Annotated in this window: 18 protein-coding genes; 7 read left to right on the forward strand and 11 right to left on the reverse strand. The window is 72.1% G+C overall.

Features of this window, described 5'->3' with window-relative positions; translation table 11 throughout:
• Positions 1-143: 143 nt before the first annotated feature.
• Positions 144-1,241 (reverse strand): NADH:flavin oxidoreductase/NADH oxidase, encoded by a 1,098-nt coding sequence (locus tag ABT053_RS04990; RefSeq protein WP_350967563.1) that lies wholly within the window; start codon positions 1,239-1,241, stop codon positions 144-146.
• 137 nt (positions 1,242-1,378) lie between these two features.
• On the opposite strand from ABT053_RS04990, the gene ABT053_RS04995 reads away from it, so the two are divergent.
• Both ABT053_RS04995 and ABT053_RS05000 read left to right on the forward strand, forming a co-directional pair.
• Positions 1,379-1,726 carry an ArsR/SmtB family transcription factor gene (locus ABT053_RS04995; protein ID WP_350967564.1) on the forward strand — a complete coding sequence of 116 codons (348 nt, stop codon included), beginning with the start codon at positions 1,379-1,381 and terminating at the stop codon, positions 1,724-1,726.
• A 379-nt stretch (positions 1,727-2,105) separates the two neighbouring features.
• Complete coding sequence (locus ABT053_RS05000) at positions 2,106-2,324, forward strand: DUF2277 domain-containing protein (RefSeq protein WP_350967565.1); 219 nt, start codon at positions 2,106-2,108, stop codon at positions 2,322-2,324.
• Positions 2,325-2,500: 176 nt separating this feature from the next.
• Here the strand turns inward: ABT053_RS05000 and ABT053_RS05005 are convergent, their stop codons facing one another.
• The 3 genes from ABT053_RS05005 to ABT053_RS05015 all read right to left on the reverse strand — a co-directional run bounded on the left by ABT053_RS05005 (position 2,501) and on the right by ABT053_RS05015 (position 4,923).
• On the reverse strand, positions 2,501-2,671 hold the full coding sequence (locus ABT053_RS05005; RefSeq protein ID WP_350967566.1) for a hypothetical protein: 171 nt from the start codon (positions 2,669-2,671) through the stop codon (positions 2,501-2,503).
• 207 nt (positions 2,672-2,878) lie between these two features.
• Complete coding sequence (locus ABT053_RS05010) at positions 2,879-3,532, reverse strand: response regulator transcription factor (protein ID WP_350967965.1); 654 nt, start codon at positions 3,530-3,532, stop codon at positions 2,879-2,881.
• A 164-nt stretch (positions 3,533-3,696) separates the two neighbouring features.
• Positions 3,697-4,923: a sensor histidine kinase gene (locus ABT053_RS05015; RefSeq protein ID WP_350967567.1), complete on the reverse strand. Its 1,227-nt coding sequence runs from the start codon at positions 4,921-4,923 to the stop codon at positions 3,697-3,699.
• 215 nt (positions 4,924-5,138) lie between these two features.
• On the opposite strand from ABT053_RS05015, the gene ABT053_RS05020 reads away from it, so the two are divergent.
• Both ABT053_RS05020 and ABT053_RS05025 read left to right on the forward strand, forming a co-directional pair.
• Positions 5,139-5,942 (forward strand): hypothetical protein, encoded by an 804-nt coding sequence (locus ABT053_RS05020; RefSeq protein ID WP_350967568.1) that lies wholly within the window; start codon positions 5,139-5,141, stop codon positions 5,940-5,942.
• 132 nt (positions 5,943-6,074) lie between these two features.
• Positions 6,075-6,584 (forward strand): DUF6461 domain-containing protein, encoded by a 510-nt coding sequence (locus ABT053_RS05025; protein WP_350967569.1) that lies wholly within the window; start codon positions 6,075-6,077, stop codon positions 6,582-6,584.
• Between the two features lie 330 nt (positions 6,585-6,914).
• Here ABT053_RS05025 and ABT053_RS05030 read toward each other — a convergent pair whose 3' ends face one another.
• The 4 genes from ABT053_RS05030 to ABT053_RS05045 all read right to left on the reverse strand — a co-directional run bounded on the left by ABT053_RS05030 (position 6,915) and on the right by ABT053_RS05045 (position 13,943).
• On the reverse strand, positions 6,915-8,912 hold the full coding sequence (locus ABT053_RS05030; RefSeq protein WP_350967570.1) for a Xaa-Pro dipeptidyl-peptidase: 1,998 nt from the start codon (positions 8,910-8,912) through the stop codon (positions 6,915-6,917).
• A gap of 101 nt (positions 8,913-9,013) precedes the next feature.
• Complete coding sequence (locus tag ABT053_RS05035; protein WP_350967571.1) at positions 9,014-10,015, reverse strand: glycoside hydrolase family 6 protein; 1,002 nt, start codon at positions 10,013-10,015, stop codon at positions 9,014-9,016.
• Positions 10,012-12,204: a radical copper oxidase GlxA gene (gene glxA / locus ABT053_RS05040; protein WP_350967572.1), complete on the reverse strand. Its 2,193-nt coding sequence runs from the start codon at positions 12,202-12,204 to the stop codon at positions 10,012-10,014. Before glxA ends, ABT053_RS05035 begins: the two co-directional genes overlap by 4 nt.
• On the reverse strand, positions 12,201-13,943 hold the full coding sequence (locus ABT053_RS05045; protein ID WP_350967573.1) for a glycosyltransferase family 2 protein: 1,743 nt from the start codon (positions 13,941-13,943) through the stop codon (positions 12,201-12,203). The genes glxA and ABT053_RS05045 overlap by 4 nt, the downstream gene beginning before the upstream one ends.
• Before the next feature lie 232 nt (positions 13,944-14,175).
• On the opposite strand from ABT053_RS05045, the gene ABT053_RS05050 reads away from it, so the two are divergent.
• Both ABT053_RS05050 and ABT053_RS05055 read left to right on the forward strand, forming a co-directional pair.
• Positions 14,176-14,922 (forward strand): pirin family protein, encoded by a 747-nt coding sequence (locus ABT053_RS05050; RefSeq protein WP_350967574.1) that lies wholly within the window; start codon positions 14,176-14,178, stop codon positions 14,920-14,922.
• 59 nt (positions 14,923-14,981) lie between these two features.
• Complete coding sequence (locus tag ABT053_RS05055; protein WP_350967575.1) at positions 14,982-15,632, forward strand: nucleotidyltransferase domain-containing protein; 651 nt, start codon at positions 14,982-14,984, stop codon at positions 15,630-15,632.
• Positions 15,633-15,826: 194 nt separating this feature from the next.
• Here ABT053_RS05055 and ABT053_RS05060 read toward each other — a convergent pair whose 3' ends face one another.
• The 3 genes from ABT053_RS05060 to ABT053_RS05070 form a co-directional block, all read right to left on the reverse strand.
• A complete protein-coding gene (locus ABT053_RS05060; RefSeq protein ID WP_350967966.1) occupies positions 15,827-17,017 on the reverse strand; it encodes an MBL fold metallo-hydrolase in 1,191 nt (396 codons plus the stop codon).
• 130 nt (positions 17,018-17,147) lie between these two features.
• Positions 17,148-17,450, reverse strand: a complete 303-nt coding sequence (locus ABT053_RS05065; protein WP_495245738.1) for a thiamine-binding protein — start codon at positions 17,448-17,450, stop codon at positions 17,148-17,150.
• A 271-nt stretch (positions 17,451-17,721) separates the two neighbouring features.
• Positions 17,722-18,474: an MOSC domain-containing protein gene (locus tag ABT053_RS05070; RefSeq protein ID WP_502991703.1), complete on the reverse strand. Its 753-nt coding sequence runs from the start codon at positions 18,472-18,474 to the stop codon at positions 17,722-17,724.
• Between the two features lie 83 nt (positions 18,475-18,557).
• Here ABT053_RS05070 and ABT053_RS05075 point away from each other — a divergent pair, with 83 nt between their 5' ends.
• Positions 18,558-19,250, forward strand: coding sequence for an endonuclease V (locus tag ABT053_RS05075; protein ID WP_502991704.1), 693 nt, complete (start codon positions 18,558-18,560; stop codon positions 19,248-19,250).
• Positions 19,251-19,252: the final 2 nt, after the last annotated feature.

Genomic DNA, 19,252 nt, shown 5'->3' on the forward strand with positions numbered 1-19,252 from the left:
CGCCCGGCGGGAGGGACGCGCGTGGGTGGCGGCCGGAGCCTGCGGGAAGGACGCGCGCGGGTGGCGGCCGGAGCCTGCGGGAAGGACGCGCGTGGGTCGGCGGCCGGAGCCTCGGGAAACGTACGGGTGCGGCCGGGACCGGGTCAGACCGCGCGGTGGTACTGGTCGGGCCAGCGGGCCGCGGCGCCGAGCTCGCGGGCGGCGAGGTTCGGCCAGTAGGGGTTGCGCAGCAGCTCTCGGCCGAGCAGGACGGCGTCGGCCTGACCCGAGGCGATGATCTCCTCGGCCTGCCCGGGCCGGGTGATCTCCCCGACCGCGCCCACCGGCAGGTCGGTCTCGGCCTTCACCCTGGCCGCGTACGGCACCTGGTAGCCGGGGCCCATGGGGATGCGCGCCTTGGCGACGTTGCCGCCGGTCGAGGCGTCGAGCAGGTCGACGCCGTGGGCGAGCAGGTCCTTGGCGAAGCGGACGGTGTCGTCCGCGCCCCAGCCCTCGCGGTCGTCGGCGGGGTCCTCCGCCAGCCAGTCGGTGGCCGAGATCCGGAAGAAGAGGGGAAGCTCGTCCGGCCAGACCGCGCGGACCGCGTCGACGACCCGGAGCGCGAACCGGGTGCGGTTCTCGTACGAGCCGCCGTACTCGTCGGTGCGGCGGTTGCTGAAGGGCGACAGGAACTCGGCGATCAGGTAGCCGTGCGCGCCGTGGATCTCGGCCACCTGGAAGCCCGCGGCCAGCGCCCGCCGGGCCGAGGCGGCGAAGTCGTCCACGATCCGGTCGATGTCTCCGGCGCCCAGCTCCGTGGGGGTGGAGTGGCCGTCGCTGAAGGGGATCGGGCTCGGCGCGACCGGCTGCCAGCCGTGCTCGCCGGGGCCGGTGGGCGCGCCGCCCAGCCAGGGGCTGCGGGTGGAGGCCTTGCGCCCCGCGTGCGCGAGCTGGATGCCGGGCACGGCGCCGTGCTCCAGCAGGAAGCGGGTGATGCGGGCGAACGCCTCCTGCTGGCGGTCGTTCCAGAGCCCGAGGTCGGCCGGGCTGATGCGTCCCTCCGGCGCCACCGCGGTGGCCTCGGTCAGGATGAGCCCGGCGCCGCCCACCGCGCGGGCGGCCAGGTGGGACAGGTGCCAGTCGGTCGGCACCCCCCGCTCCGGCCCCTCCTCCGCCGCGGAGTACTGGCACATCGGAGCCATCCAGACCCGGTTGGGGATGGTGACGGACCTCAACGTCAGGGGCTCGAACAGGGCGCTCACGGCCGTACTCCTTCGCGGGAGGGATCTCGGGGGCGGCGCCCCGGCTTCACAATTAATACGATAGTCTACGTACTACGACAGATGTCAAACTACGATTGCTTTCGTACAATCGAGGAGATCCACAGGAGGGAGTCACCGTGCCGACCGCGTCCGTCAGGGCTCTGGAGCACCCCACGTGCGAGGAGATCCGGCTGGAGGGCGTGCTGCACGCGCTGTCCGACCCGATGCGCCTCCAGATCGTGCGCTTCCTGTGGCGGCTGGGCGAGGACGAGGAGGCCCCCTGCTCGGCGATCGAGCTGGTGGTCGCCAAGTCGACCACCACCCATCACTTCCGGGTGCTGCGCGAGGCGGGCGTGATCAACCAGGTCTACCGGGGCACGGCCAAGATGAACGCGCTGCGCCGGCGTGACCTCGACACGCTCTTCCCGGGGCTCCTCGGCACCGTCCTGGCCGCCGACGCGATCCAGTGCGAGCGCGACGGCTGACCACGGGCGCGCCGCCGGCGGGCGATGAGTGACGAGCGATGAGCGGCGACCGGGCCGCGTGATCCGGGGATCGGGCCGGATGGTTCCGGAGTGATCCGGCGGTCGAGCCGGACTGTTTTGGCGTGATCCGGAAATCGGGCCGGGTGGTTCCGGCGGCTCGGCCGGACGGCTCCAAGGTGATCCGGCAGTCGAGCCGGGCGGTGCCAGCGTGATCCGGGGATCAGGCCGAGCGGCTTCGGGGCGAGCCGGACTGTTTTAGCGTGCTCCGGGGATCGGGCCGGGTGGCTTCTGGGTTGTCCGCCGATCGGGCCGGGGATTCCGGTGGAGATGATCGGACGGGGCGGACCGCGAGAGCCGCGAGACGGAGTACCGTCCTGTCATGTGCCGGAGTATCAAGACCCTTCGTGAGCCCTACGCCAGCGACGTGACCGACGACGACGTGCGAGCCGCCGCGCTCCAGTACGTCCGCAAGGTGTCGGGATTCCGCTCGCCGTCGACGCGCAACGCCGAGGCCTTCGAGCGGGCCGTCGAGGCCGTGGCCGCCGCGACCCAGACCCTGCTGGACGATCTCAAACTGAAGCACGTCTCCCGGGACTGACCCCGGGCGGGCGGAGGCGGTGGAGGAAGGCGACGGGGACGGCCGCACCGGCGGCCGGACCCGCCGGGCCCGGTCTCACCGGGCCCGGTCCAGCCCCTGGACGGTGGTCTCGCCGGACGCGGGCCCGTCTCCGGACGGTGGCCACGCCGGGCGCCGGTCCCGTCCCGGGGCGGCGGTCAGCCGCGCGTGTTCGAGGAGCGGAAGAGCCTGCTCACGAACATGACCACCACGCCCACCAATCCGATGATCAGCGCCCACTTGAGGAGCGTGAAGAGGAAGCCCAGAACCGAGCCCAGCAGGAGGAAGCCGATCACCACGGCCGCCACGATCAGAAGAATTCGTCCCATGCACTCCACGCTAGGCCCCCGCCGGGCCCGGCGGCAGGCCGGAGCCCCGATGTCAGGGACAAGCCAGGGTTCTCCCTCATGACCCCCATGACCTCTGCGACCCCATGACCTCCCCGCCGTCCGGGGACCGGGGACCAGGGACCGGCAGCCGGGGACCGGGGCGGCTTTCCGCGAGCACGCCTTCGCGGGGCCGTGAGGGCTCCGGGATCACGGCGAGGGCGGGCCGCCGACGAGCCCGCCCTCGTAGGCCGCGATGACGAGCTGGGCCCGGTCGCGGGCGGGCAGCTTGGCCAGGAGGCGGCCGATGTGGGTCTTGACCGTGCCGACGGTGAGGTGAAGGTGCCCCGCGATCTCGGAGTTGGACATTCCCCTGCCGACGAGGGCGAGCACCTCGCACTCGCGCTGGGTGATGTTGCCCAGGGCCCGCCGGGCCGGGGCCGGGCGGGGACGCAGCAGGAACTCGGCGATGAGCCGACGGGTGACGGTGGGCGCGAGCAGCGCCTCTCCCGAGGCGACGACCCGGACGGCGGCCAGGAGCTCGGCCGCCGTCGCGCTCTTGACGAGGAACCCGCTGGCACCGGCCTGGAGCGACGCGTACACGTATTCGTCCTGGTCGAACGTGGTGAGGATCAGCACGCGGACGCCGGCGCCGGCCGGGTCGGCGCAGATGAGCCTGGTCGCCTCGATGCCGTCCATGTCCGGCATCCGCACGTCCATGAGGACGACGTCCGGCCGGTGCCGGCGGGCCAGGAGCACGGCTTCGGCGCCGGTGCCCGCCTCGCCCACGGTGACGAGCCCCGGCGCGGTGTCGATGAGGACCTTGAGGCTGTCGCGCAACAGGACCTCGTCCTCGGCGAGCAGGACTCGGACGGGCGGGGGCGGATCGCGCGGAGGCGGGTCTTGCCGGAGCGGATCGTGCCGGGGCGGATCGCGCGGAGGCGGATCGCGCGGGAGCGGATCGTGCCGGGGCGGATCGTGCGGAGGCGGATCATGCCGGGGCGGATCGTGCGGGGTGGGGGCGGTGGTCATGTCACGGTGCCGTTCGGGTCGTAGGGCAGCCGGGCCGCCACGCGGAAACCTCCCTCGGGCCGGGGCTCCGCGCTGAACGCGCCTCCGTACATCCTGGCCCGTTCGCGCATGCCGACCAGGCCGTGCCCGCCGGTCCCGCCGGTCCCGCCGGTCCCGCCGTGTGCGCCCTGGACCGCCCGCGGCGGCCGGCCGTGGCGGGGGCCGTCGTCGACGACCTCGATCACGGCCGCCCGCCCGTCGACGTCCACGGTGACCGAGCAACGGGTGGGCCCCGCGTGCGTGATGACGTTGGTCAGGGCCTGTTGCACGATCCGGTACACCGACAACGCGACCGCGGGAGGCGGCTCGGCCTCCTCGCGGACGATCAGATCCACCTCGACCCCGGCCGAGCGGGCTCCGGCGGCCAGCTCGGGCAGGCCCGCCATGCCGGGGGCGGGCAGGTGGGCCTCCTGCGGGTCGCCGTCGGACCGCAGCAGGCCGAGCACCCGGTGGATCTCGGCGAGCGTGCTACGGCTGGTCCGCTCGATGACGGCCAGCGCGGCGCGTACCTCCTGCGGGCGGGCGTCGGCGACGTGGTTGGCCACGGTGGCCTTGACGGCGATCAGGCTCATGCTGTGGCCGATCACATCGTGCAGTTCCCTGGCGATGCGCCTGCGTTCGTCGGCCACCGCGGCCTCGGCGAGGCGGGCGGTCGTGTCCCGCTTCCAGCGCACGAGCGTCCCGGTGAACCATCCCGCGGCCAGTAGCACGCAGGTCGCCCCGATCTCGACCGGCCAGTACGGCGGCAGCTCGCTCTTCCACCCCGCAGGCGGGAGGCCGGGGAACACCCGGGCGTAGAAGACCAGGATCGCGGCCACCGCGGCGGACGCGCACGCCGCCAGGCACGCCGCCGACCACGCGGCCGGGACGACGGTGGCCACCAGGTACAGCACGAGGACGGTCGGCACGAACGACAGCCAGATCATGCCCGCCGCGACGGCACCGGCCACGGTGGCCAGCACGCCCGCGGCGCACGCCAGGGCGAGCACGGCCCGCGGCCGGCGGCGGCGCACCGCGATCGGGAGGCTCACGACGGCCGCCACCGGCCAGGCCGACCAGAGGGGCCACCACGACGACGGTCCCGGCGGGTCGACGATGGCGTACCCGACGGTGAGCGCCACGACGACCGCCGCCACCGCGTCGACGACGTCCTTCCCGCCGAATCGCCACCACGCCCGGTCCATGAGGGGAAACTACCGCCTCACCGGATCGTCCGGCGTCTGCCCACGGTAGGACATCCGCCGTCCGCCGCGGGTCGTACCACCGGCTCACGCGGCCGCGCCAGGATGCGACCCCGGCCTGACGCGCCCGCGCCGCGCCTCCCGTCACCATGCTGATGCGCCCGGCACGACCGAGCCGGGACGCACCACAACGACACCGACACGAGGGGCGGGAAACCGTGAATGTCGAGCTTCGCGGGCGAATCACCCGATGGCGACAGGCCGACGCGGACCGGCGCGCCGCCAGCGCCGCGGCCAACCTGGACCGGCAGCCTGCGTTTCCCGGACGATGGGTGAGCGCCGTCTCGCTGATCGGCGGCCCCGTTCTGATCATGGCCGGGACTCTCCTGCGCTCCCCGTTCTACTACTTCGTCCCTTACCAGCTCACCGCCTACACCCGGCATCCCGCCCTCGTCACCGCCGCCTACGTCTGTTTCGCCTGCGGGTTCGTGCTGCTGTGGCCGGCGATCATGACGCTGGCGCAGAGGATCGCCGCCACGCACCCGCTGTGGGGGATCTGGGGCGGCTGCCTGGTGATCGTCGGCCTGTTCACCCGGACCTTCCAGTTCGGCACCGACCACCTGGCCTTCCACCTGACCGACACCCTCGGCCTGCGGACCATGCTTACCGGCATCGACGGCTACTACCTGGCGTGGCGGGACACGATCTGGCACCCGTTCAGGTCCATGTCGGGGCCCGCGTTCTTCGGCTGGGTCGTGCTGGCCGTCGGCGCCTACCGCTCCGGCGCCCTGGGGCTGGGCCGTTCGATCGCGCTCGGCCTGATGTCGGCGCTCGCGCTCGGGACGCTCAAGGGCACCGAACCGCAGTCCTTCATCGCCGTGGGCGGCCTCTGCGTCGCCCTCGTCCCCCTGGGTGTCGCCCTGCTGCGCGGCGGCCCCCCGCCGACCAGGCGCGCCGTGATCTGGGTCGCCGTCCTCATCTGCGTGCACGTCCTCATGACGGCCTACGGCCCGAGGGGGTGACGGCACCCCCGGCGTTCCGGCCGTACGTCCCCTATGACGGGTTCCGTTCCGGTTGAGGACGGCGGGCGGATTCTGTCGGTCTCCGGTGCCAAGATCTTCCCGATCTGTCAGCCGAAGAGAATCGGAATCCCCGTGAGCGACTACGACTGGATCGACGACGACGCGTTCTGCGTGACCTTCGTCCGCGGCCTCACCCCGCGCGAGGCTCTCGCCCGCTTCGACGTCGAGGTGTTCGACGGCGACGACGAGGAGGGGGACTTCGACGAGGGTCTCGTCTCCGCCCGTCCCGCCGAGGGCGGGACCATCCTCTGCGAGTGGAACGGCTTCGCGGGGACGCTGCCCGAGGTCCTGTCCCGGCTCTCCTCGGGGACGGTGACGGCGAGCGTCTTCCGCAACGTCAACATGCTCTCGCGCTTCGTCCACTACGCCGACGGGAAGGAGGTCCTCGACTTCGAGTGGATGTTCCCCGGCGACGACGACGGCGGCCCGTACCTCGCCGAGCGGACCGAGCTCGGGCTGGTCGGCGAGGAGTCCGCGGGGGACCTTCCGGAGGCGCTGAAGCTGGCCGAGCGCGTCACCGGCGTGCGGCCGGACGCTTCGAGCGAGACCGTGACGGCCCACTGCGTGTTCGAGCACTACTGACCCGGCGGGATCCGCGGGAGCCGCGAGATCCGCAGGAACCACGAGGTCGGCGGGGTCGGCGGGGTCGGCGGGGTCGGCGGGCCGCGCACGCCCGGATACGGGCCCCCGGCCAGGGAGAGGACCGGGGGCCGCGCCTTCCCCGAGGGGTCGTGCCCTCCGGGAAGGCCGGGCTGGGAAGGCCGGGCCGGGAAGGCCGGGCTGGGAAGGCCGGGCCGGGAAGGCCGGGCTGGGAAGGCCGGGCCGGGAAGGCCGGCTCCGTTCCCGCCCGGGGCCGGGAACGGAGCCTCGGGAGCCCCTGGCGGGCGGAGGGCTCAGCGAAGGGCAGAGGGCTCAGCGGAGGGCGGAGCGCCCGCCGACGACCGGGAGGGTGACCGAGCTGGAGCCCGGCTCGACCGAGACGCCGGTGCCCGGGGGCAGGCGCAGGGTGAAGTCGCGGTCGGTGGAGATGAGCACGACGCCGATCCGGTGACCGGCCTTGACGACGTAGTCGTTCGGCTGGAGGTCGAAGCGGAAGTCGTAGAAGCGGCCCTCGCGCAGGAGCTCGGTCTTGGCGGCCGAGTCGCGGTTGCGGACGTCGAGCCAGCCCCTTGTGATGATCTTGTAGGGGGCGGTCACCGTGACGTGCTCGGCCAGCCGGGCGCAGCCGGTGTCACCGGGCACGCCCTGGCCGTAGCAGACCTGGGTGTCGCCGTAGAGGACGTCGCCGTACGCGCGGGCGTCGGTGCCGTAGTCGACGAGCAGCGCCGTCAGGTACGGCGAGCGCCCGCCCTTGAACGCGGCGCTCACCGCGATCTTGGGGGTGCCGGACAGCCGCGCGTCGCGGGACAGCGGGTCCGACAGGTAGGCGAGGCGGTTGGGGTCCGTGGCCTCGGCGTTCTCGGCGAGCTGCTCGGCGGTGCGGGCGCTCTGGTCGACGAAGGACTCGACGGGGCGGTCCCGGGGGCGGTCCTCGCTCAGGGTGCCGTTGCGGCCGTCCTTGCCGGCGCCCAGGTGGAGCCGCGCGTCACGGGTGCCGGGCAGCGGCCAGGAGGCGTGCTGGGCCCACTGTCCCGGGCCCGACTCCACGTCGGCCTGCGGCTCGTCCATGATGCCGTTGCGCAGGCCGTACAGGTGGAAGTCGAACCAGCGGTGGAGCTGGCGCAGCCACTCGGCGTTGCGCCCGGAGTAGGAGAACGGGTTGAAGTGCGCGCCCTGGTGCAGCCAGATCTTGCGGGGCACGTCGCGCTTGGCGAGGGCGTCCCACCACTGGACGGCCTGCTTGGTCTTGACGTTCCAGTCGTTGAGGCCGTGCACCAGGAAGACGGCGGCGCGGACCTTGCGCACGTCGTTGAGATAGTTGCGCTGGTCCCAGAACTTGGAGTAGTCGCCGGTGACCCGGTCCTGGTCCTGCTCTATCTGATCCATCAGCGCGCCGCAGGCCTGCGTGGCGTTCTCCCGGGTCAGGACGTAGCGGGCGAGCACGTCGGCGTCCTCACCCTGGTAGCCGCCGGGCGCCAGCACCCCGCCGTTGGCGCGGTAGTAGTCGTACCAGGAGGAGATGGCCGCGATCGGCACGATCGCCTTGAGGCCCTCGACCCCGGTCGCGGCGACGGCGTTGGGCAGCGTGCCGTTGTAGGAGACGCCGATCATGCCGACGTTCCCGGTGGACCAGCCCGCCTTGATCTCGTTCCCGGCCGCGTCGAACCCGCGGGCGCGGCCGTTGAGCCAGTCGATCGCGGCCTTGGGGCCCGCGGTCTCGTTGTCCAGGCCGGTCGTGGGGCAGCCGGTCGCCCGTCCCGAGCCGAGGTTCTCCACCAGCGCGATCGCGTAGCCGCGCGGCACGAAGTAGTTGTCGTAGTAGCCGCGGAAGGGCGGCGCGGCCGCGCGGTTCACGTCGGAACCGTCGACGCCGAACATCTCGTCGCGCAGGTCGTTGAACTTGTTGCGCCGGTACTCCATGCCCGCCGGGTCGGAGCCGTCGAGGTCGACGACGTGGTTGGCCACGTCGTTGCCGCCCGCGTAGTAGGGGCTGGCCTCCATGATGACCGGGACCTTCAGCCCCGAGGCGGTCTCCTTGGGGCGCATGATGTCGACGGCGACCCGGTCGGGGCGTCCGTCGGCGTCGCTGTCGACCCCGGCGACCTCGACGAACACGGTCTCGGTGAGGGCGTCGGCGCGTGAGTAGACCGGCTGGGTCTCGCCGTTCTCGATCGGGGGGGCCGCGGATCGCGCGGTGGCGGCGGGCAGCGCGCCGGTGGGCAGCACACCGGCGGGAAGCAGGGCGGCCGGCAGTACGCCGCTTGGCAGGGTGACCGCCAGTGCGACGATGGCCGTCTTCCATCTGTTCATCGAGGAAAGCTCCCAGAGGGTCGCTGAAAAACTGACAACTCCGGTCAATCTCCTGCGAAGCAATCTTGACCTGCAAGATCGAAGATATAACGAATAAGCGGCTATCTCGCGTTACGCGCGAGTTCCAGCGCGTATTCGGGGAACCAGTCGCCCGCGCGGGGCTCTCCCCGGTGGCACTCGCCGTCCGATTCGCCGGGCCGTTTGATCCACAGGAAGGCGTCGATCCGCTCGTCGCCGGTCTCGGTGGTCGGCGCCGCGCCGAGCGCGCGGCCCTTGGGGTTGCACCACGCGTCGTCGCCCTGCGCGTCGCGGACGGGGCCGTTGCCGTTGCGCGAGGTGTCGAGGACGTAGTGGGCCCCGCCGATCGCGTCCGAGAGCCGTTTCGCGACGGCGACGCTCTCCTCGACGGTGAAGAAGTTGCTGACGTTGAAGGCGAAGCCGTCGGCCTGGGGCACCCCGGCCCTGCGCATGGGTTCGGCCCACTCGCCCGGGTCCTTGATCCAGCCGGCGTTCCCCGCGTCGACGTAGACCTTGGCGGCGGGCTGCCTCTTCAGTGTCTCCACCGCGTTCCTGAGCAGGTCGAGGCGCTCGCCCGCCTGTCCGCCCTGGGTGCAGTTGTCCAGGATGTGGGCGAGCGCGTCGGGCTCGACGACGACCAGGGCGGGCCGGTCGCCGATGCCCTCGGCGAACCGGCCGATCCAGGAGCGGTACTCCTCCGCGCCGGAGGCGCCGCCCGCGGAGAACTGCCCGCAGTCGCGGTTGGGGATGTGGTACGCCACCAGGACCGGGACCCGGCCCGCCTGCTTGGCCTTGGTGGTGATGTCGGCGACCCTGTCCCTCGGGTCCTGGTCGCCGATCCAGATCGCGTTGGGCCGGTCGGCGATCTTACGGATCAGCCCGGCCTCCTCGGCCCTGCCCTCCCCTTCGAGCTTGCGGACCTCCTGGGCGGCGGCGCCGTCGGGGTCGACGTAGAAGCCGCTCGCGTCCGCGGGCGCGGTGGTGCCGGGGGCGGCGCTCCCCGAGCCGGCGGGCGCGGGGTCGCCGGTGCAGGCCGCCGTCGCGAGAGCGAGAGCCAGCGCGGCTGCGAGGCCGTACCTGTTCATCGAGTACCTCCGGCGTGGGGACCCGGGGCGTGGCCCTGGGAAGCAGAAGTGGGAGGGCTGGTACTGGGAGGGGTGGGGCTGAGAGGACTGGTACTGGGAGGGCTGGGTCTGGTGCCGGGAGGGCTGGTGCCGGGAGCGCGCCGTACGCCGCGGGGGTCCGAGGGGGGCGTGTCGGCCTCTCCCCGGATGTGGACCCAGCGGGCCGGGGACGGCGTTCCCCGCTCGGTGACCCCGAACAGCATGTACCACCCCGGGGGCACCAGGGCTGGATTGGAGGGTATCTCGGCGATGATCCCGGTTTTCACCCGGGTGAAGTCCAGCCTGATCGAGCGCTGCTCCACGTCGGTGACGTGGGTGACGGCGCTCGGGCGCATCAGCCGTACGTGGTGGATGCGCGCGGCGTCGGGGGTCTGGAACCCGGCCCTGCGGCCCAGGAACACGCTCTCGCGCCCGCCGGTGAACACCGGCGCCTTCTCGCCGTTGTGCAGGTAGGTCGGCGTGTAGATCTCGATGCGCTGGTCGAAGGTACCCGGGAGCGAGCCCGCCTTGTCGCCGAAGAGCGGGTCGGAGCCCATGCCGAGCACCCGGCCGTCGGGCAGCAGGAGACCCTCGGCGTGGTAGTTGCGGCCGACGGCGGGCGCCGCGGCCTCGTGGAAGCTGTTGCTCTCCGGGCGGTAGACCTCCGCGCGCAGGACGTCGCTGGCGCCGCGCCCCCGGTAGTCGCTGGAGCCGTTGAAGGAGAACACGGTGTCGTCGGGCAGCAGCACGGCGTTCGGGTAGCGCACCGGGTCGGACAGGTCGGGGCCCCTGACGTAGCGGGGGCTCGCCTCGGTGAGGTCGACGATGGCGGTCCTGGCGGTGGCGTTGGGCAGGCCCGGCTGGCGTTCCCCGACCGGCCCGCCGCCCATCACCATGACCCGCTGGTCCTGCGCGGGCGGCAGCAGCACGGAGGCGCCGGTCTCGTTCAGCTCCGGCTGGGGCAGCCCGGGTACGGGGGTGAACGCCTCCATCTCGTCGGGCGCCACGCCGCCGACGCCGCCCGCCGTCTTCACCGGCCGGTCGGTGTCGCGGCGGTAGTCCCAGATGCCGGGGGGACGCAGCGCGAGCTGGCCGGGGCCGTACCCGGCGCTCATGCCGGAGAAGAAGAGGGTGTCGTCCTCCAGCAGGAACAGCGCGGGGTAGGTGGGGAAGAACCGCTTGGGACCGGGCCGCCAGGTCTTGGTCCTCGGGTCGTAGATCTCGTTGTCCCTGGTGATCTGTCCCACGACGTCGAGGCCGGAGACGGTCATCACCCTGCCGTCGGGCAGCCCGGTCATGGTCGGGTACCAGCGTCCCTCGGCCATGTCCTGGACCTTGGTGTAGCGCTCGGTGACGGGGTCGAACTCGTAGGCGTCCCTGATGCCCTGGAAGTCCTGCTTGTCCAGCGTCATGCTGCCGCCCATGGCGTACAGGTCGCGCTTCTCCCGGCCCTTGAGTCCCTGGATCTCGAACTTGACGGAACCGGCCGCCGCGGTGAGCAGGCCCGCCGAGCCCTCGGTGACGGCCTCGGCGAACACCTTGGTCTGGCTGGGCCGGATCCGCACCTTCCCCGGTACGCCGGTCTCGGCCTTGCGCGCGGGCGGCACGCTGACGTGGGCGAGGGTGCGGTAGACCTGTCCGCCGGGGGCGGTCAGCAGCGTGCCGGGGTGGAACTCCCTGGGCTTGGCGTCGGGGTCCTCGTTCTTGATGACCAGGGCGCCCGCGGCCCGCTTGACCTTGGCCTTCAGCACCTCGAAGCGGCCCGTGCCGCCCGCGATGAGGAGCTTGCCGTCGGGCAGAACCACGTGCCCGGCGCAGAAGAAGTCGACGGGCGTGTCGATCAGCTTGAACTCGTCCGGCCTGCCGGGCTTCGCCGGGTCCCACAGCACGGTCTTGAAGGTGCCCTTGTCGAAGTTGGCGGCGTTGTTGCCGGATCCGGCGACGATGAGCACCTTGCCGGTGTGCAGCAGCGCGGCGTGGATCGCGTTGACCTTGAACTTCTCCGGGACGTCGAGGAAGGTCCAGTGGCCGTGGGTGGCCTTGTAGTCGTCGCGGTTGATGCTGTAGTCGCGCCACTTCTCGGTGGCGAAGCCCGCGACGGCGGGCAGGTTGATCGCGAGGACCGCGGTCACCACCGCGACCCCGACCAGGTGCTTGCGCAGGCGGCTCACGGCTCGTCACCGACCGCTCGCAGGCCGGCCTTGACCGACCGCAGGTTCCAGGCCCAGGTGGTGAGCGGCCCGAGGCAGATGACCAGGGCGAGGATCCCCCACAGGGTCATGACCAGGTGGATGTGGCCGGTCCAGAAGACGGTGAGCAGCAGGCCGCCGCCGAAGATCGCCGCCCACCACAGGTGGATGCGGAACGTGGCGATCTGGTCGGGGCTGGCCGAGTCGCCCTTGGGGGTGACGACGAACTTGCTGGGCCTGCGCAGCGCGGCGCCGATCAGCGAGGTGACGTAGATGGGCGCCGACAGCGCCGACATGACCATCCCTGCCACCCCCGAGGAGCCCTCCGGCTCGTGCGGGCTGACGTTGTGCCGCCGGTTCCAGGTGTAGAGCATGACCTGCAGCAGCGCCGCGTCGCCGTACAGCATGAGCCACATGTCCATCGGCACGGTCACGCCGGAGCCCCCGACGGCCATGAACAGGGTGGCGCTGATCCCGGCCAGCAGCCAGTTGAGCGCGGACATCGGGTAGAAGGTCACCATCAGGGTGTAGTTGAAGAACCGTCCGGGCGAGAGCTTCGGCGCGGCCCTCCAGAACTGGGTGAGCAGCGTCTCGTAGGTGCCCCGGCTCCAGCGCAGCTGCTGGGTGAAGAAGTCGGTCCACGACGACGGCCCCTCCCCCACGGCCAGCACGTCGGGGGTGTAGACCGACATCCAGCGCTGCCCGGTCTCCGGGTCGCGGGAGCGGTGGAACTCGATGCCGGTGGCCATGTCCTCGGTGATCGAGTCGTACAGGCCGCCGATCTGCTTGAGGGCGCGGATGCGCACGGCGTTGTTGGTGCCGACGAACATCGGCGCGCCGTACAGGTTGCCCGCGCGCTGGATCAGCGAGTGGAACAGGAACTGCTGGCTCTCGGCGGCCTTGGTGACCCCGGCGTCGTAGTTGCCGTAGACCTGGGGGCCGACGACGAAGGCCACCCTCGGGTCGCGGAAGTAGCCGAGCATGCGCTCGCAGAACTCCGGGAGCGGCACGTGGTCGGTGTCGACCGAGACGAAGAAGTCGTAGTCGTCGCCGTGGGCGTCCAGCCAGCTGTTGTAGTTGCCGTGCTTGGTCTTGGCCCGGAAGCTGCCCTTGGGCTGGTTCCACTCGGGCACGCCCTTGCGGCTGAAGTGGTGGGCGCCCAGCCAGTCGCAGAGCTCGTGGATGTCGGGGTCGTCGCCCTCGTCCAGCAGCCAGACGTCGAACACGCCGTCGTGGCGGATCTTCAGCGCGGCGGCCAGGGTCTCCCTGACCATCTCCAGCGGCTCCTTGCCGGGTACGCAGGTGGTGATGAAGGCCACCCGGGTGCCGGGTTCGGGCGCGACCGGGACCGGGTCCCTCGCCGCCAGCATGGCGTGCACGTTGGAGACCACGCTGACCAGCCGGAAGACCTCGATGAGGGCGATCGCGACGAGCATGATCCGGTCGGCCACCGGCAGGTACCACGGGATCGTGCCGTAGGGGTCGGGCCGGACGGTCCAGTGCTCGGGCAGCAGCAGCCAGACCATCAGGGTGAACTCCACGAGAAGCGCCGCGACCATCAGCAGCACCGCCCGCACCCGGTGTGGCTCGGTGGCCAGCAGGGAGCGGTAGCTCACGCGGTAGGGCACCCCGGGTTCCGGTTCGGTCACGGGCCCGGCGAGCCTGCTGAACCTCTCGTAGTTGTAGGGAGCGTTCTTCGCGGCTCCGGCGGGGGCGCTCATCGTTCCAGCGACCTCGGAGCACGCGAAAGCAAGCCCAGCACTGTTCCCCCAGGTAGATCGCGTAGGCCGCTCCCCGTCAAGGCGAGGTCACCCGCGGCCCGCGTGGTGATAAATCGTCACACATCATATTCGGATCAGTAAGCAAGATCTCCCCAACCCGGAGGATGTGCGGAACATTTCACACGGCTTGTTAGTTTAAGTTTCAACAACCGAGGTGAGAGGACCACCAGGCATGAACGTCGACATCCGCAGGTCGGGCGAACGTCCGGCTACCAAGATCCAGTGGCTGGACTCGAAGCACTCCTTCTCCTTCGGCCGCCACCAGGACCCCGGCAACACCCACCACGGCGTGCTGCTTGTCAACAACGACGACATCGTCAAGCCCGGCACCGGTTTCGACACCCATCCCCACCGGGACATGGAGATCGTCACCTGGGTGCTGCGCGGCTCTCTGGTCCACCAGGACTCCGAGGGCCACTCCGGGGTGATCTATCCGGGACTGGCCCAGCGGATGAGCGCGGGGACGGGCATCCTCCATTCGGAGAAGAACGACTCCTGGCGGCTCCAGGGTGAGCAGCATACCGATCCGGTGCACTTCGTCCAGATGTGGGTGGTGCCTGACGAGGGCGGGCTCACCCCCGGCTACGAGCAGCTGGAGATCGACGCCGAACTGCTCGGCGGCGCCCTGGTCCCGGTCGCCTCGGGCATGGCCAGGGACGCGGGCCGCAGCGCCATCCGCATCAACAACAGGTACGCCGCGCTGCACGTGGCCAGGCTCCAGCCGGGCCAGAGCGTGGAACTGCCCGAGGCGCCGTTCCTGCACCTGTTCGTCCCGCGCGGCACCGTCGACCTGGAGGGGGCCGGGCACCTCGCCGAGGGCGACGCCGTCCGCTTCACCGCCACCGGCGGCCAGCGCGTCACCGCGACCGACCCGGCCGAGATCCTGGTCTGGGAGATGCACGCGGCCCTCGCCGCCTGACGCGCGGCGCGCGCGAAAACCCGTACCCGTGCCGGGCGCGGCCCTGGCAGGCTGTCCGGATGGAGGTACGGTACGTCCCGGATCACTCGATCCTGTCGGTGGTGGTCGGCTCGCGGGCATACGGGCTGGAGACCGAGGGGTCGGACGTCGACCGGCGCGGGGTCTTCGTGGCGCCGACCCGGCTGTTCTGGCGGCTGGCCAAGCCGCCCACGCACGTCGACGGGCCGCTGCCCGAGCAGTTCTCGTGGGAGGTCGAGCGGTTCTGCGGTCTCGCGCTGGAGGCCAACCCGACGGTCCTGGAGTGCCTGTGGTCGCCGATCGTCGAGCACGTCACCCCGGCGGGCGAGGACCTGCTCGCCATCCGGGACGCCTTCGTGTCCGGACGCGCCAACCGGGCCTTCGTCGGATACGCCGACGCCCAGTTCCGCCGTCTGGACCCCGCGCGCCCCAGGTGGAAGCAGGCCATGCACATGATCCGCCTGCTGCTCAGCGGCCTGCACCTGGTCCGCCACGGCGAGCCCCTGGTCCGGATGGACGCCCACCGCGACCGGCTGCTCGCCGTACGGCGGGGAGAGCTCTCCTGGGACGAGGTCGACCGCTGGCGCTCGGAGCTGGTGGCGAGGTTCGGCGGCGCGGACGCGCTGCCCGCCGAGCCCGACCGGCGGCGCGTGGAGGAGTATCTGGCGCGCACCAGGGAGGCGGCGCTGTGACCGTCACGCGGGGATCGGGGACCCCCGCCGCCCGGTCGTCGCGCGTCCCCGGGCCCGCCTGGATCCACGCGCCCGCGGGCCCGCCTGGATCAGGGCCCGGGATCTCAGAGTCCGGGGTCGGAGTCCAGGAGGCCTCACAAGCCCGGGGTCGGTGCCCGGGGGATCTCAGAGCCTGATGCCGGAGCCCGGGGGCCTCAGAGCCTGGGGTCGGAGCCCAGGGGCGGGGAGGCGGGCACCGGCGCCGGACCCCGGAGCGGGCGGGACGTCTCGCCGCCGGGCGGCGTCTCCCACCAGTTCTCCAGCATGGGCACGTCGACGGTGTCGACACGCTCACCCGGCCGGGGAACGGCGATGCGGACGTCGCGGGCCTTGGCCTCGCGCCACAGGCGGTCGACCGGCTCGGCCCACGGGTGGGTGGCGAGGGCGAAGGTCGCCCAGTGGACCGGGAGAAGCAGTTTGCCGCCCAGGTCGAGGTGGGCGTTGACCGCCTCCTCGGGGTCCATGTGGATGTCGGTCCAGGCGGCGTTGTAGGCGCCGATCGGCATGAGCGTAAGGTCGAACGGGCCGTGCGCGGCGCCGATCCCCGCGTAACCGTCGAAGTATCCGGAGTCTCCGGCGTAGAAGACCCTCTTCTCCCCGGCCGCGATCACCCAGGAGCCCCACAGGGTGACGTTCCGGTTGAAGGTGCGGCCGGAGAAGTGGCGGGCGGCGGTGGCGACGAACCGCAGGCCCGCGACGGTCGCCTCCTCGTCCCAGTCGAGCTCGACGATCCGGGAGGCGGGCACGCCCCACCGCTCCAGGTGGGCGCCGATGCCCAGCGGCACCAGGAACGGGGCGGTCTGCAGCGCGGTGAGCCCGCGGACCGTCGCGCGGTCGAGGTGGTCGTAGTGGTCGTGCGAGATCACGATCGCGTCCAGCGGAGGAAGGCCCGCCAGCGGCCCCGGCACCGGGTGCAGGCGCCGCGGGCCGACCAGCTGGGAGGGCGAGGCGCGCCTGCTCCACACCGGGTCGACGAGCACGCGGCGGCCCTCGATCTCCAGCAGGGCGGTGGCGTGGCCGTACCAGATGACGCTCAGCCCCGCCGGGGACGGCCCGCCGGACGGCGAGGTCACCACGGGGATCGCGGTGGCCGGGCGGCGCTCCTCGCGGTTGCGGAACATGTTCCAGGCGATCTCCCGCGCGCTCTGCGGGGAGGGCACGAAGCCGCCTGGCATGGTGTTGCGGAAGACGCCGTCGTGGAAGCGCGGCGAGCGGCGCATCCGCTCCAGCCGCTCTCCCTCGGCCTTGCCCCCGAGCTCCGCGGGGATGTCCTTCAACGCCCAGCCGGCGGCGGCCAGCGCCAGCCCGCCCGCGAGGAGACGCCCGATCGACCTGCTGCCCGCCATGCGGCTCACGCTCCCGCGCTCCTGAAACCTGCCAGTGCCTGCAGAACGACCTCGGCTCCGCAGGTGTTCCCGTTACGCTCTGGGCGAGACCGATCGCCCGGGGACGGCACGCGGGGGCGCGCGAGAGGCGCTACGGGGCGAGGTGCCGCTCGACGGTGGCCACCTTGGTCTCCAGACGGCCGCCCGCCCCCTCGCGGATGTCCGCCTTGAGGACGAGACTGACCCGCCCGGCGCGGGCCTCGACCGCCGCGACGGCGTCCTTGACGACGGTCATGACCTCGTCCCAGGTCTCGCCCTCGACCGTGGTGAACATGGCGTCGGTCCTGTTGGGCAGGCCGGAGGCGCGGACGACGCGCACGGCCTCGGAGACGAGCTCGCCGACGTCCTCCCCCGCTCCGATCGGGGTCACACTGAACGCCACGAGCACCGACATGTCCCGCCCTTTCCCCGACTTCCCGTGCCTCTCCCACGCACCCTAGTTTCCGGCCGGACCGGCGGGCAATCCGGCGCGGCGATGACCGGACGCGCCGTACCGGACGGATCGGAGCCGGACGGATCGGGCCCAGGCGGACCGGAGCCGAGCGAACCGGAGCCGAGCGGACCGATGCCGGGCGGATCAATGCCTGGCGGACCGGAACCCAGCGAACCGATGCCGAGCGAACCGGAGCCGGGCGGACCGGGGCCGGACGGACCGGGGCCGGGGATCAGCGGGGGCCGGGGGTGGCGGTGGCGCGGTCTCCGAGGCGGGCGGTGCCTGCGCGGGTGACCCGCATGATCACGCCGAACTTGTTCTCGTGCTCGCCGATCAGCCACTTCTGCAGTTCGGGCCAGCGCTCATGCCCCTCGGGGTCCCAGCTGGGCACGACGCACCTGATGCAGGGGCCCGCGTAGTCGCCGGTGACGGTGAGTTCCGTCTCGCCCGCGGTGATCGTGGTACCGGGCGCCCAGCCCTCCTCGTCGAACGCGGGCGCGTCGGTCTCCAGGTGCAGGTTGGGCCGGAACCTGAGCAGGTCCACCGGCCTGCCGAGCTCGCCGCCCAGGGCCACCAGGGACGCCTCGAAGGTGACCAGCACGGTCGGGCCCCGGTCCTGCTGCCCGTCGGCGGCGCGCAGGCTCAGCGGCGTGCCCAGCGACTCCGCCAGCGCGTCCACCAGACCGGGGGCGTCCCAGTCCCACGTGGCGCCGTCGGGCCCGGTCAGCGTCGGCCTCGGCGCGTCGCCGTTCCCTCGGGCCCCTCCTTCGAAGTCGCCGTTCCCTCGGGACCCTCCTTCGAAGGAGCCTCTCCCGGGAGAACCGTAGGCCGCGCGCCAGTGCAGCATCTCCGCCCGCCGCCGTACGGTCAGCACCCTGCCCGCGTGGTTCTCCCGTTCGTCGACGAGCGCGTACGCCCGGTCGCCGGCCAGTCCCCGATCGTCGAAACGCGCCTCCCGGAGCTCCTCGCCCCGCAGCGACTTCACCGGCCACCGAAGAATCCGATGAACCGTACCGAAATATGACGTCATACTATAAAAGTAGCGATCATGGAGTTATGAAGGTACAAATGCCGCGCACTGTCACGGAGGCCGAGGCCGTCCAGGACGAGCTCAGGGCTCTGCTCGACCTGACCGGTCCCGGACCCCGCCGTCCCTCCAGGGTCGCGGGAGTGGACGTCGCCTACGACAGGGACCGGCTGGCCGCGGCGGTGACCGTCCTGGACGGGACGACGCTGGAGGTCGTCGAAGAGGTCGCCGTGGCCGGGAGGGTGACCTTCGAGTACGTTCCCGGGCTGCTCGCCTTCCGCGAGGTCCCCGCGCTGCTGGACGCCCTCGGGCGCCTGTCCGCGCCGCCCGACCTGGTCGTCTGCGACGGGTACGGCCTGGCGCACCCGCGCCGCTTCGGCCTGGCCTGCCATCTCGGCGTGCTCACGGGGCTGCCCACGATCGGGGTCGGCAAGACGGCCTTCGTCGGCACCTATCCCGAGCCGGCGCCCGAGCGGGGCGCGTGGACCGACCTCACGCTGGACGGCGACGTCGTCGGCCGCGTGCTGCGCACCCGGGACGGGGTCAAACCCGTCTTCGTCTCCACCGGTCACCGCGTCGACCTAGACACCGCCTGCCACAACGTGCTGAACCTGACGCCCCGCTACCGCCTCCCCGAGACCACCCGCACCGCCGACCGCCTCTCGCGACGGTCCCTGGCCGAGAACTGTCGCACGGACCTGGTTGGATCCGCTCAGTACGACAAGATGGGATAAAA

Origin of the sequence: Streptosporangium sp. NPDC002524 (assembly GCF_040295985.1) — a bacterium.
In the GTDB taxonomy this organism is placed as follows: domain Bacteria; phylum Actinomycetota; class Actinomycetes; order Streptosporangiales; family Streptosporangiaceae; genus Streptosporangium.